This is a genomic window from Luteimonas soli, assembly GCF_042648865.1.
GTDB lineage: Bacteria > Pseudomonadota > Gammaproteobacteria > Xanthomonadales > Xanthomonadaceae > Luteimonas > Luteimonas soli.
Map to the genome: position 1 here is coordinate 57,883 of NZ_JBHRYA010000001.1, position 12,317 is coordinate 70,199.

Consider the following 12,317-nt stretch of genomic DNA (forward strand, 5'->3'; position numbering starts at 1 on the left):
GCCCGCCTGCGCGCGGATGACGGCTCCGGGAAGGGCGGTCCGAGGTGCGATGGTCCGGGGATTGATGAGCGAAGAAAGAAGACAGGCGGCTCACAGCACACCTCCCGCGCGGCCCTGTCCTGCATCCTGCCCCAGCATGAAATCCGACTCCGGCTGCCGCGACGGATCGTCGCGGTCGTACACGCGCGCGCCGTCGATGTAGACCTGCTCGGCGTGGGCGTAGACGCTGAAGGGGTTGCCGTTCCACAGCACCACGTCGGCCATCTTGCCCGGCTCCAGGGTGCCGGTCATGTCGGCGATGCCCATCGCCTTCGCCGGGTTCGCGGTGAGCCAGCGGATCGCGTGCTCGGGCGTGATCTCGGCCATGCCGGCCTGGCGCGCGTGCGCCATCACCTTGGCGGCCTCCTGGTTGAGGCGCTGGATGCCTTCCTCCGAATCCGAATGCACGATCGCGCAGCCGTTGCGCGGCCGGTCGACCAGCGCGATGTTCTCCTGGATGCCGTCGAAGGCTTCCATCTTGAAGCCCCACCAGTCGGCCCACAGCGCGCCGCAGATGCCTTCGGCGGCGAGCAGGTCGGCGATCTTGTAAGCCTCCACGCCGTGGTGGAAGGCGGCGATCTTGAAGCCGAACTCCTTCGACAGGTCGATCATCGTCGCCATCTCGTCGGCGCGGTAGCAGTGGATGTGCACCAGGATGTCGCCATCGAGCGCGCCGGCCAGCGTTTCCAGCTTGAGGTCGCGCTTGTCGTCCTTGCCGTCGTCGCCATCGCCCTTCGATTCATGCTTCCTGCGGTACTCGGCGGCATCGATGAACGCGGCGCGGTAGCCGGCGACGTTGCCCATGCGCGTCGACGGGCCGCCCTTCTCGCCGTACACGCGCTTGGGGTTCTCGCCGCAGGCCATCTTCAGGCCCCACGGCGCGCCGGGGAATTTCATGCCCTGGTAGGTGGTGGCGGGCACGTTCTTCAGCGTCACGCCGCGGCCGCCGACCAGGTTCGCCGAGCCGGGCAGGACCTGCAGCGTGGTGATGCCGCCGGCCAGCGCGGCCAGGAAGCCCTCGTCCTGCGGCCACACCGAATGTTCGGCCCAGACGTTGGCGGTGACCGGCGCGGTGGCCTCGTTGCCGTCGCTGTGCGCGCGTGCGCCGGGGCTGGGGTAGACGCCCAGGTGCGAGTGGATGTCGATCAGCCCGGGCGTGACCCACTTGCCGCTGCCGTCGACGCGGACCGCGTCGGCGGGCGCGGTGAGCCCGGCGTCGATGGCCGCGACCTTGCCGTCGCGCAGCAGCACGTCGGCGCCTTCCAGGCGCGTCCCGGTGCCGGTGAGCACGGTGGCCCCGGTGATCAGGACCGGCGGGGAGGCGATCGGCGCGTAGGTGCTGGGGTAGGGATCGCCGACGCTGGCTGCCTGCGCGCCGTCGTTGCCGGTTTGCGCGGTGGTCGCGCAGCCGGCCAGCAGGAGCGCGCCGAGCGCGCAGGTCAGCGATCTGGTCATGTCGAACTCCCCCGAGACGAACGCCCACCGTAGCGCGCGTCCCCTGCCTGCGCACCATGTCGATGGTCATGCCTTGCGGGCAGAAGCGTTCTGCCACGGCAAGGAATTCAAGAGTCGACACCGGGAGTCGGCCGGCGGCCGGGCTGGCATTACAATCCTGCCCATGAAGGAAAAGGAACAGATCGTCGACAACTGGCTGCCGCGCTACACCGGCGTGCCGCTGGACGGGTTCGGCGAACACATCCTGCTGACAAATTTCGGCGGCTACCTGGGGCATTTCGCACGCCTGACCGGCGCGGAGATCGTCGGCGCCGACCGGCCGATGCCCAGCGCCACCGCCGACGGCATCACCATGATCAACTTCGGCATGGGCAGCCCGAATGCTGCGACCATGATGGACCTGCTGTCGGCGATCGCGCCCAAGGCGGTGCTGTTCCTCGGCAAGTGCGGCGGACTCAAGCGCAAGAACCAGCTCGGCGACCTGATCCTGCCGATCGCCGCGATCCGCGGCGAGGGCACCAGCAACGACTACCTGCTGCCGGAAGTGCCGGCGCTGCCGGCGTTCGCGCTGCAGCGCGCGGTGTCGACCATGATCCGCGACATGGGCCTGGACTACTGGACCGGCACCGTGTTCACCACCAACCGCCGGGTCTGGGAGCATGACGAGGCGTTCAAGGAGCGCCTGCGGCTGATGCGCTGCATGGCCATCGACATGGAAACCGCGACCGTCTTCGCCGCCGGCTTCGCCAACCGCATCCCCTGCGGCGCGCTGCTGCTGGTGTCCGACCAGCCGATGATCCCGGAAGGGGTCAAGACCGAGGCCTCGGATGCGAAAGTGAGCGCCGAGTACGTCGAGAGCCACATCCAGGTCGGCATCGAGGCGCTGCGCCTGATCCGTCGCAACGGCAAGTCGGTCAAGCACCTGCGTTTCTGAGTCCGCGCGGCCGTCCGCCCGCCGTTGCGAACCCCCACCAGGGACCCCATCCATGACCAGATTCCTTCTCCTGCTGCCCATCCTCCTGATGACCAACACGCCCACCGCCGCGCAAGTCCCCACGCCTCCCGACGTCGCCCGCAAGCCGCACGTCGTCGAAACGCCGTTCGGCGCCAAGCGCGACGACGGCTACTACTGGCTGCGCGACGACGAGCGCAAGGATCCGGAGATGCTGGCCTACCTCGAGGCCGAGAACGCCTACGCCGACGCGGTGATGGCGCCGCTCAAGCCGCTGCAGGACGCGCTGTACGAAGAGATCGTTGCCCGCATCAAGCAGGACGACAGCTCGGTGCCGGTGCGCGAGCGCGGCTGGTGGTACTACGCGCGCTTCGAGGCCGGGCAGGACTATCCGGTGTATGCACGTCGCCGCGATGCCGAAGGCACCGACGCGCTTGCCGTGCAGCGCGCCAACGACGCGGGCGAGGCGGGCGAACAGGTGCTGCTCGACCTCAACGCGATGGCCGCGGGCAAGGACTACTTCAGCGTCGGCGACTACGAGGTCACGCAGGACAACCGGATCTTGGCCTGGGCCGAGGACGACGTCGGCCGCCGCCAGTACACGATCCGCTTCCGCGACCTCGATTCCGGCGAAACGTACCCGGACGTGATCACCGGCGTCTCGCCCAACCTGGTCTGGGCGGACGACAACCGCACCGTGTTCTACGTCGAAAACGACTCCGAGACCCTGCTCACCGTGCGGGTGAAGAAGCACGTGCTCGGCACGCCGGTGGCCGACGACGAACTGGTCTACGAGGAGCACGACGACAGCTTCTACATGGGCGTCGACCGCTCGCGCGACGACCAGTACATCTGCATCGGCGTGGAGAGCACGGTGTCGAGTGAGCTGCGCTGCGCGCCGGCCGCCGACCCGCGCGAGTTCGCCGTGCTGGCGCCGCGCGAGCGCGACGTGGAGTATGACGCCGATCACCTTGGCGGGCGCTGGGTGATCCGCACCAATGCCGACGGTGCGACCAACTTCAAGCTCGTCACCGCGCCCGACGGCAGCACCTCGCGCGCCGACTGGACCGACCTCGTCCCGCATCGCGACGACGTGTTCATCGAGGACTTCGACTTGTTCGACGGCTTCACCGCCGTCGCCGAGCGCTCGGGCGGGCTGGAGCGCATCCGCCTGCTCAAGGCAGACGGCAGCGAGGAACACGTCAAGGCCGACGAGGACGCCTACTCGATGGGCCTGGACACCAACTCCGAGCACGACACGCCGTGGCTGCGCTACGGCTACACCTCGATGACCACGCCGGAGACGACCTACGAGCTCAACGTCGACACCGGCGAGCGCCGCCAGCTCAAGCAGCAGCCGGTGCTGGGCTACGACGCGTCCAAGTACGCCACCGAGCGCACCTGGGCGACCGCGCGCGACGGCACGAAGGTCCCGGTGTCGCTGGTCTACCGCAAGGGCTTCGAGAAGAACGGCAAGGCCGCGCTGCTGCAGTACGCCTACGGCAGCTACGGCCATTCGATCGACCCGGCCTTCAGCTCCACTACGGTCAGCCTGCTCGATCGCGGCATGGTGTACGCCATCGCCCACATCCGCGGCGGCCAGGAGATGGGCCGCCAGTGGTACGACGACGGCAAGCTGCTGCGCAAGAAGAACACCTTCACCGACTTCATCGACGTCACCGACCACCTGGTGAAGGAAGGCTACGCAGCGCCCCACCGCGTCGCCGCCTACGGCGGCAGCGCCGGCGGCCTGCTGATGGGCGCGATCGCCAACATGGCGCCGGAGAAGTACCGCGTGATCCTGTCGCAGGTGCCCTTCGTCGACGTGGTCACCACGATGCTCGACGCGAGCATCCCGCTGACCACCAACGAGTACGACGAGTGGGGCAACCCGGAGCAGAAGCCGTTCTACGACTACATGCTCTCGTACTCGCCCTACGACAATCTCAGTGCGCAGGCGTATCCGGCGATGTTCGTCGGCACCGGCCTGTGGGATTCGCAGGTGCAGTACTGGGAGCCGGCCAAGTACGTGGCGAAACTGCGCGACCTGGACACCGGCGACCAGACGATCGTGCTGCGCACCAACATGGACGCCGGCCACGGCGGCAAGTCCGGCCGTTTCCGCAAGTACCGCGAACTGGCGGAGATGTATGCGTTCCTGCTGGACCGGCTGGAAGTCGAAACCCGCTGATCGCGCGCGTGCTCTAGCTTTTGCCTTCGTCCCCCTGCAAAGGCAGGGGGAGGCTGGGAGGGGGTGCCCACGGCTCGCGTTGATCCCAAAGACACCCCCTCCCCAACCCTCCCCTGCGAAGGCAGGGGAGGGAGCAAAAGCTCTTCGCTTTTGCCTCCTTTGGAAAAGGGGGTATGGGGGATTTGCTCTTGCCCTCAAAAGCTCGCGGCTTCCGCCGCTCCTACAATGCAGACGATGACTTCCAACCGTTTCCGCTGGGCCTGGTGGCTGCTGGCCTACGCCAGCCTCGGCCTGGGACTGATCGGCGTCGTGGTGCCGGGGCTGCCGACGGTGCCGTTCGTGCTGCTGTCGGCCTTCGCCGCCGCGCGAGGCTCCGAACGGCTGCACCGCTGGCTGCTCGCGCATCGCGTGTTCGGACCGATGATCGCCGACTGGCAGGCGCACGGCGCGGTGAGCCGGCGCGCCAAGCGACTGGCCGTCCTGTCCATGGCCGCCTGCGGAGTCATCATGTGGCTGACCGCACCGCGCGCGTGGATGGCTGCGACCGGGATCGGCTGCATGGCCGTGGTGGCGGTATGGCTGTGGCGGCGCCCGGAGCCGCCGGACGGGCGGGGCGCGGCTGGGCGTCCGTAGGGGCGGCGGAAGCCGCGAGCTTTTGAGGGCAAGAGCAAATCCCCCATACCCCCTTTTCCAAAGGGGGCAAAAGCGAAACGTTTTTCCCAATTCCCGATTCCCGGCCTTCAAGGGCACTCGCGGCTTTCGCCGCTCCCGCGGGGGCGCGGAGATCCTGCCTGTGCCTGTTCAGTCCACCACCTTCGCGCAGCGCCGCGGCGCGGCTACACTGCGGCCATGAAGACCATCCGCCTGAGCCTGCTCACGATCGCCGCCGCCCTGGCCCTGGCCGGCTGCGGCAACAAGGGACCGCTGGTCCTGCCCGACGCGCCCGAGGATGCCGGAGCGCCGGTGGCCGCGGACGGCGCCGATGCCACCGTCGAGGATGAAACCGGCACCGATGCCACCCCGGCGGACGATGCCGACGCCACCGCCGAGCCGGTCGACGACACCGACGCACCGGTCGAACCCGAGCCGCTGCCGCAGGACGACGGCGACGGCGGCTGAGCGATGGTCGCTCGCATGCCCGCAGCGGCGCCCGCGCTGCGATTCACCAAGATGCACGGCGCTGGCAACGACTTTGTCGTCCTCGACCTGCGCGCCGATGCCGCGCCGCCGTCGCCCGACCTGTGCCGCGCGCTGGCCGACCGCCACGCCGGCGTCGGCTGCGACCAGATCCTCACCGTCGAAGCGCCCACCAGTGCCGATGCCATCGCCGCCTACCGCATCTGGAACGCCGACGGCTCGCCCTCGCAGCAATGCGGCAACGGCGCGCGCTGCGTCGCGGCCTGGCTGGTGCGCGATGGCGCGGCTGGCCGCACCGCGTTCGAACTCGACAGCCCCACCGGCACCCACGCGGTGGAAGCGCTGGGCGGCGGCCGCTACCGCATCGCCATGGGCGTGCCGCGGTTCGAACCCTCGGCGATCGGCCTCAGCGGCTTCGACGCCGAGCGCGACGAGTACGACATCGTGCTCGACGAGGACCTGAAGCTGCGCTTCGGCGCGGTGTCGACCGGCAACCCGCACGCCGTGATCGAGGTCGCGGACGTCGACGACATCCCGGTATCGCGCTATGGCCGCGCGCTGCAGCAGTCGCCCGCGTTCGCCGAGTCGGCCAACGTCGGCTTCGCGCAGGTCGTCGCGCGCGACCGCATCCGCCTGCGCGTGTTCGAGCGCGGCGTCGGCGAGACGCTGGCCTGCGGCAGCGGCGCCTGCGCGGCGGTGGCGGTGCTGGCGCGACGCGGTCGCGTGGACCGCGACGTCGCCGTCGCGCTGCCCGGCGGCGAGCTGCGCATCACCTGGCCCGGCGGCGGCGCGCAGATCCTGATGTCCGGGCCGACCGCATTCGTATTCGAAGGGGAGTGGTTGCAATGAGCGAAACCGCCGAAAAACTCGGTGCCCACGAAGTCGCCGCCTGGCTGCGGCTGCATCCGAAGTTCCTGCAGCAGTTCCCGGACCTGGCGATCAGCATGGTCGTGCCGCGCGAAGAGGGCCCGGCCGCGTCGCTGGCCAGCTACCAGCTCGAGGTGCTGCGCGACAAGAACCGCGAACTGACCCAGCGCCTGCACGACCTGTACGCCATCGCGCAGGAAAACGAGCGCCTGGCCGTGCAGACCCAGCAGCTCACGCTCAACCTGCTGCGCCAGGACAGCGCCGCGGCCACCGTGCGCGCGATGGTTGCGAGGCTTGCCGAGGACTTCAACGGCGACCTGGTGCAGATCGTGCTGTTCGCGCCCGTGGACGGCCTGGACGATGCCGACTGGCTGCAGGTGATCCCGCGCGACGACGCGGTGCTGGCTCCCTTCCGCGATTGCCTCGCCGACGGTGAGCCGCTGTGCGGCCGCCTGCATCCCGACAAGCAGGCGCTGCTGTACGGCCCGCGCGTGGAGGAAGTGCAGTCCACCGCGCTGCTGCCGCTCGAAGGCGTCGGCCTGGTCGCCGTGGGCAGCGGCGACCCGAACCGTTTTTACCCGGGCATGGGCACGCTGTTCCTGCGCATGATGGGCGAGGCGTTCGCGACGGCGCTGCGCAGGTTCGACACATAGCCGATCGCGTCGCGCGTCACTCCAAGCCGTCATTCCCGCGCAAGTGGGAACCCAGCGTCTTTGCCCCAACATCGTCATTCCCGCGCAGGCGGGAATCCAGTTGCAGACCGATCCTTCGCAATCACCGTTGGCATCGCCCGTGCCGAAGTCACTGGATTCCCGCCTGCGCGGGAATGACGACGTGGGAGTGCGCGAACAATGGGCCCGGGAGCCGCACAGTGCTGACGCACGACGGCGAAGCGATGATGCCGGGCGCGCACCACGTTGGGAGCAGCGCGCGACGACGGCGTAGAGTAGTCACGCCATGGCCGCCACCAGCCCCACCGACTACCTCGCCCACCTCGAAGTCGAGCGCCGCATGTCCGCGCACACGCTCGACGCCTATCGCCGCGACCTCGCCGCGCTGTCCGAATGGGCGCAAGGCCAGGGCATTGCCGACCTCGAAACCCTGCAGCCCGGACAGCTGCGCGCTTTCGTCGCCGCCGAGCATCGCCGCGGCCTTGCGCCGAAGAGCCTGCAGCGCCGGCTGTCGGCCTGCCGCAGCTTCTACCAGTGGCTGCTGAAGAACGGCCGCATCGCCCTCAATCCAGTCGCCGCGATCAAGGCCCCGAAGGCGCCGCGCAGGCTGCCGCAGGTGCTCGACGCCGACGAGGCCTCGCGGCTGGTGGAAGTGCCGACCGACGTGAAGCTCGGCCTGCGCGACCGCGCGCTGCTGGAACTGTTCTACTCCTCCGGCCTGCGCCTGTCCGAACTGTGCGCGCTGCGCTGGCGCGACCTCGACCTGGGCAACGGACTGGTCACCGTGCTCGGCAAGGGCAACAAGCAGCGCAGCGTGCCGGTCGGTTCGCACGCGCGCGCCGCGCTCGAAGCCTGGCGCGACGAAACGAAGGCAGCGAACGAGGCGCCGGTGTTCCCCGGCCGCGGCGGTGCGCCGATCTCGCAGCGCGCCGTGCAGATCCGCATCCGCCAGCTGGCCCAGCGCCAGGGCATGTTCAAGCACGTGCACCCGCACATGCTGCGGCACAGCTTCGCCAGCCACATGCTCGAATCCTCCGGCGACCTGCGCGGCGTGCAGGAACTGCTCGGCCACGCCGACATCGCCACCACCCAGATCTACACCCACCTGGATTTCCAGCACCTGGCCAAGGTCTATGACGCCGCGCACCCGCGCGCCAAGCGCAAGAAGGGCGACTGAACCGTCTACCCGTGGGAGCGGCTTCAGCCGCGAGCTTTTGAAGGTCGGGTCAAGAGCAAATTCCCCATACCCCCTTTTCAAAGGGGGCAAAGGCCAGATGCTCTCCGGTTCCCCGACCTTGGCCCTTGCTCCATAAAGCTCGCGGCTGAAGCCGTTCCCACGGGGGTTGCGTCCGTCGCCTCCGGCCCCCATCCACTTGACTCGACCCCGGAGGCCGCATGGACCCCAGCCAGAATCCCAACGTGTTCCACGCCACCACCATCGTCTCGGTACGCCGCGGCGACCGCGTCGTCGTTGCCGGCGACGGACAGGTCACGCTCGGAAACACGGTAATGAAAGCCAACGCGCGCAAGGTGCGCCGGCTCGGCAAGGACGGCCAGGTGCTGGCCGGCTTCGCCGGTGCCGCGGCCGACGCGTTCACCCTGTTCGAGCTGTTCGAATCGAAGCTGGAGAAGCACGGCCAGCTCACCCGCGCCGCGGTGGAACTGGCCAAGGACTGGCGCACCGAGCGTCGCTTCGGGAAGCTCGAAGCACTGCTCGCCGTGGCCGACAAGGACACATCGCTGATCGTGAGCGGTACCGGCGACGTGATCGAGCCGGAGGACGGCCTGGTCGCGATCGGTTCCGGCGGCCCGTTCGCCCTGTCCGCCGCGCGCGCGCTGCTCGCGCACACCGAGCTGGACGCGAAGGCCGTCGCCACCGAAGCGCTCAAGATCGCCGGTGACATCTGCATCTACACCAACGGCAACATCGTGGTCGAAGAGCTGTGATTCGTGATTGGTGATTCGTAGAAGCAAACCACCACCTCGCGTCGCCGAATCGATCGTCCACCATCCACGACCCCGTGAATCACCAATCACCAATCACCAATCCCGAATCGCCAATGACCAATCACGGCTCTTCCTCCACCATGACCCCGCGCGAGATCGTGCAGGAGCTCGATCGCCACATCGTCGGCCAGCAGCAGGCCAAGCGCGCGGTCGCGATCGCGCTGCGCAACCGCTGGCGCCGCGCCCAGCTCGACGACGAGCTGCGCAACGAGGTAATGCCCAAGAACATCCTGATGATCGGCCCCACCGGCGTCGGCAAGACCGAGATCGCGCGCCGCCTGGCGACGCTGGCCAACGCGCCGTTCGTGAAGGTGGAAGCCACGCGCTTCACCGAGGTCGGCTACGTCGGCAAGGATGTGGAGCAGATCATCCGCGACCTCGCCGACACCGCGGTCAAGCTCTATCGCGAGCAGGCCAAGCAGCGCGTGCGCACCCAGGCCGAAGAGCGTGCCGAGGACCGCATCCTCGACGCCCTGCTGCCGCGTCGCGAAGTGCCGTCGACCGGCTTCGGCTTCGGCGCCAGCACCACCGTGGACATCGGCGCCGAGCCGTCCGCGCAGGGCAACTCCGACAAGGCCAACGACACCCGCATCAAGCTGCGCAGGCAGCTGCGCGCAGGCGACCTCGACGAGCGCGAGATCGAACTCGAACTGTCCGCGAATGTCGGCGTCGACATCATGACCCCGCCCGGCATGGAAGAGATGGGCCAGCAGCTGCGGCAGATGTTCTCCAACCTCGGCGGCGGCAAGACCCACAAGCGCAGCCTGAGCATCAAGGCCGCGCGCCCGCTGCTGATCGAGGAAGAGGCCGGCAAGCTGGTCAACGAGGACGAGGTGCGCGAAGCCGCGATCGAAGCCTGCGAGCAGCACGGCATCGTCTTCATCGACGAGATCGACAAGGTCGCCAAGCGCAGCGAAGGCATGGGCGCCGATGTGTCGCGCGAAGGCGTGCAGCGCGACCTGCTGCCGCTGGTCGAAGGCTCCACCGTCAGCACCAAGTACGGCTCGGTGAAGACCGACCACATCCTGTTCATCGCCTCCGGCGCGTTCCACCTCGCCAAGCCCAGCGACCTGATCCCGGAGATGCAGGGCCGTTTCCCGATCCGGGTAGAGCTGAGCGCGCTGAGCAAGGAAGACTTCGTGCGCATCCTCACCGAGCCCAAGGCGGCGCTGACCAAGCAGTACGTCGAGTTGATGAAGACCGAGGGCGTGTCGCTGTCGTTCGCCGACGACGCCGTCGAGCGCCTCGCCGAGATCGCTGCCCAGGTCAACGAACGCCAGGAAAACATCGGCGCCCGCCGCCTGCACACCGTGCTCGAGCGCCTGCTCGACACCCTGAGCTTCGAGGCGCCCGACAACAGCGGTACCGTCACCATCGACCGCGCCTACGTCGACCAGCACCTGGGCGAACTGGTGCAGGACCAGGACCTGAGCCGCTACATCCTCTGATCACGCCAGGCCCCGGGTGGCATGAATCGGCCCGGCACTGCGTATGCCTGTAGAGACGGATCGAGGATGACGCGGTGGCCGGCCCATCAGGCGCCTGGTTGCGAGGCTGTTGCGCGGCCTGACGTTCGAGGCGGATTCGGTGCACGTCGACTATCGCAGCAGCGGTGGGCCGGGGGCCGTGCCGCCGGCGCGGCGCGCGTCCGTGCCGATGCGCTGCGCGCACCGCGGTCCCGGGCTGGTCCGGTCGCCGCACCCGCGACGTTTGCCCGAGCAATGCCATTGCCAGCCTGGAGGAAGGACATGAAGGATCACCGGAGATCGTGGTTGTTCGCGGGCGCGCTGGGGATGGCGCTTGCCGGTTGCACGTCCGAGCGCGCGGCGCCATCGGCGGAGCCGCCTGTCGTGGACGACGGGGCGCCCGGGCCGGCATCCGTGCAGGCCGCCGCCTCCGCGCCGGCGTCCGCGGCTCCAGCTGCGGCGTCCACGGCCACCGCGGCCGATGCCGCACCGATGCCGGAGCCGGCACGGGAGCCGGCCGCAGACGAGGTTTCCCCCGACGCCGTCGCCGAGCCCGACGAGCCCGCTGCGTTCAACGTCGCCAGCGTGCCGCAGACCAGCGCCAGCCTGCCGCCGTTCCCGTTCTTCAAGGCGCCCGACGGGCTGGTGAGCGGCTATCGCGAAGGCGAGCGCGAACTTTCGTTCGATGCGCAGTACTTCATCGCCGGAACGCAGCCGCGACTGGTCGAAGGTCGCGTGTTCCGCGACAGGTTCAATCTGGCCGGTGACGCGCGCAAGTACAGCGAGCTCGAGTTCCATCGCAACTACGAGAACGCGGTCAAGGCGCTCGGCGGCGTCAAGGTGAACAAGGCGCAGTACACGCCCGGTGTCGCCGGCGCTGCAGGCGGGCGCGCGTCGATCGAGAAGCACATGCACGGCGCCGCCGCGATCTCCGACTACCGCCATGACAGCTATCTCATCCGGGCACCCGCGCACGAGTACTGGATCGACGTGAGCACCGGTTCGATCCCGCTGCACGGCTACGTCGTGGTCGTCGAGCGCGAGGCGATGACGCAGTCGCTTGGCTTCCTCGACGCGGCAGCGATGAAGCAGGCGATCGACCGCGACGGCCGCGTCGCGCTGCACGTCAACTTCGACGTCGACAAGGCAACGCTGCGACCCGAAGCGGAGCCGGTGATTGCGGAGATCCGCACGCTGATGGAGGCGAACCCCTCGCTTGAGCTGTCCATCGAGGGCCACACCGACAACACCGGTGATGCGGACCACAACCACACGCTGTCGGCGCAGCGTGCCCGCGCCGTGGCCAGCGCACTGGTTGCACTGGGCGTGGCGCCGGGGCGGCTGCAGTCGCAGGGCTTCGGCCAGGACAGGCCGGTGGCCGACAACGCCACGCCGGAAGGGCGCGCGCAGAACCGCCGGGTGGAGCTGGTGCGGCTGTAGCGGCAACCTCCGAATCGACGCGCGCCGGGACGAATGGCACTGCCGCTGCCGTCGACGACTGCTAACTTTGCCGGACATCGACGGAAACTTTC

At 68.8% G+C, this 12,317-nt stretch carries 11 protein-coding genes; 10 read left to right on the plus strand and 1 reads right to left on the minus strand.

Features of this window, described 5'->3' with window-relative positions:
* Positions 1–90: 90 nt before the first annotated feature.
* Complete coding sequence (locus tag ACFONC_RS00260; protein WP_386741517.1) at positions 91–1,494, minus strand: amidohydrolase; 1,404 nt, start codon at positions 1,492–1,494, stop codon at positions 91–93.
* 163 nt (positions 1,495–1,657) lie between these two features.
* Here ACFONC_RS00260 and ACFONC_RS00265 point away from each other — a divergent pair, with 163 nt between their 5' ends.
* The 10 genes from ACFONC_RS00265 to ACFONC_RS00310 all read left to right on the plus strand — a co-directional run bounded on the left by ACFONC_RS00265 (position 1,658) and on the right by ACFONC_RS00310 (position 12,225).
* A complete protein-coding gene (locus tag ACFONC_RS00265) occupies positions 1,658–2,428 on the plus strand; it encodes an AMP nucleosidase (protein ID WP_386741518.1) in 771 nt (256 codons plus the stop codon).
* A 52-nt stretch (positions 2,429–2,480) separates the two neighbouring features.
* Positions 2,481–4,637 carry a S9 family peptidase gene (locus ACFONC_RS00270; protein WP_386741519.1) on the plus strand — a complete coding sequence of 719 codons (2,157 nt, stop codon included), beginning with the start codon at positions 2,481–2,483 and terminating at the stop codon, positions 4,635–4,637.
* Positions 4,638–4,871: 234 nt separating this feature from the next.
* Positions 4,872–5,270, plus strand: a complete 399-nt coding sequence (locus ACFONC_RS00275; RefSeq protein ID WP_386741520.1) for a YbaN family protein — start codon at positions 4,872–4,874, stop codon at positions 5,268–5,270.
* 216 nt (positions 5,271–5,486) lie between these two features.
* A complete protein-coding gene (gene lptM, locus ACFONC_RS00280) occupies positions 5,487–5,756 on the plus strand; it encodes an LPS translocon maturation chaperone LptM (protein ID WP_386741521.1) in 270 nt (89 codons plus the stop codon).
* Positions 5,757–5,771: 15 nt separating this feature from the next.
* On the plus strand, positions 5,772–6,623 hold the full coding sequence (gene dapF, locus ACFONC_RS00285; protein WP_386741522.1) for a diaminopimelate epimerase: 852 nt from the start codon (positions 5,772–5,774) through the stop codon (positions 6,621–6,623).
* Complete coding sequence (locus ACFONC_RS00290) at positions 6,620–7,294, plus strand: DUF484 family protein (protein WP_386741523.1); 675 nt, start codon at positions 6,620–6,622, stop codon at positions 7,292–7,294. The genes dapF and ACFONC_RS00290 overlap by 4 nt, the downstream gene beginning before the upstream one ends.
* A gap of 304 nt (positions 7,295–7,598) precedes the next feature.
* Positions 7,599–8,489: a tyrosine recombinase XerC gene (gene xerC, locus ACFONC_RS00295; protein ID WP_386741525.1), complete on the plus strand. Its 891-nt coding sequence runs from the start codon at positions 7,599–7,601 to the stop codon at positions 8,487–8,489.
* A 218-nt stretch (positions 8,490–8,707) separates the two neighbouring features.
* Complete coding sequence (hslV, locus tag ACFONC_RS00300; RefSeq protein WP_344759848.1) at positions 8,708–9,259, plus strand: ATP-dependent protease subunit HslV; 552 nt, start codon at positions 8,708–8,710, stop codon at positions 9,257–9,259.
* 140 nt (positions 9,260–9,399) lie between these two features.
* Entirely contained in the window at positions 9,400–10,767 is a 1,368-nt protein-coding gene (gene hslU / locus ACFONC_RS00305) for an ATP-dependent protease ATPase subunit HslU (RefSeq protein WP_386742177.1), read from the plus strand.
* A gap of 300 nt (positions 10,768–11,067) precedes the next feature.
* Entirely contained in the window at positions 11,068–12,225 is a 1,158-nt protein-coding gene (locus ACFONC_RS00310; protein ID WP_386741527.1) for an OmpA family protein, read from the plus strand.
* Positions 12,226–12,317 lie beyond the last annotated feature (92 nt).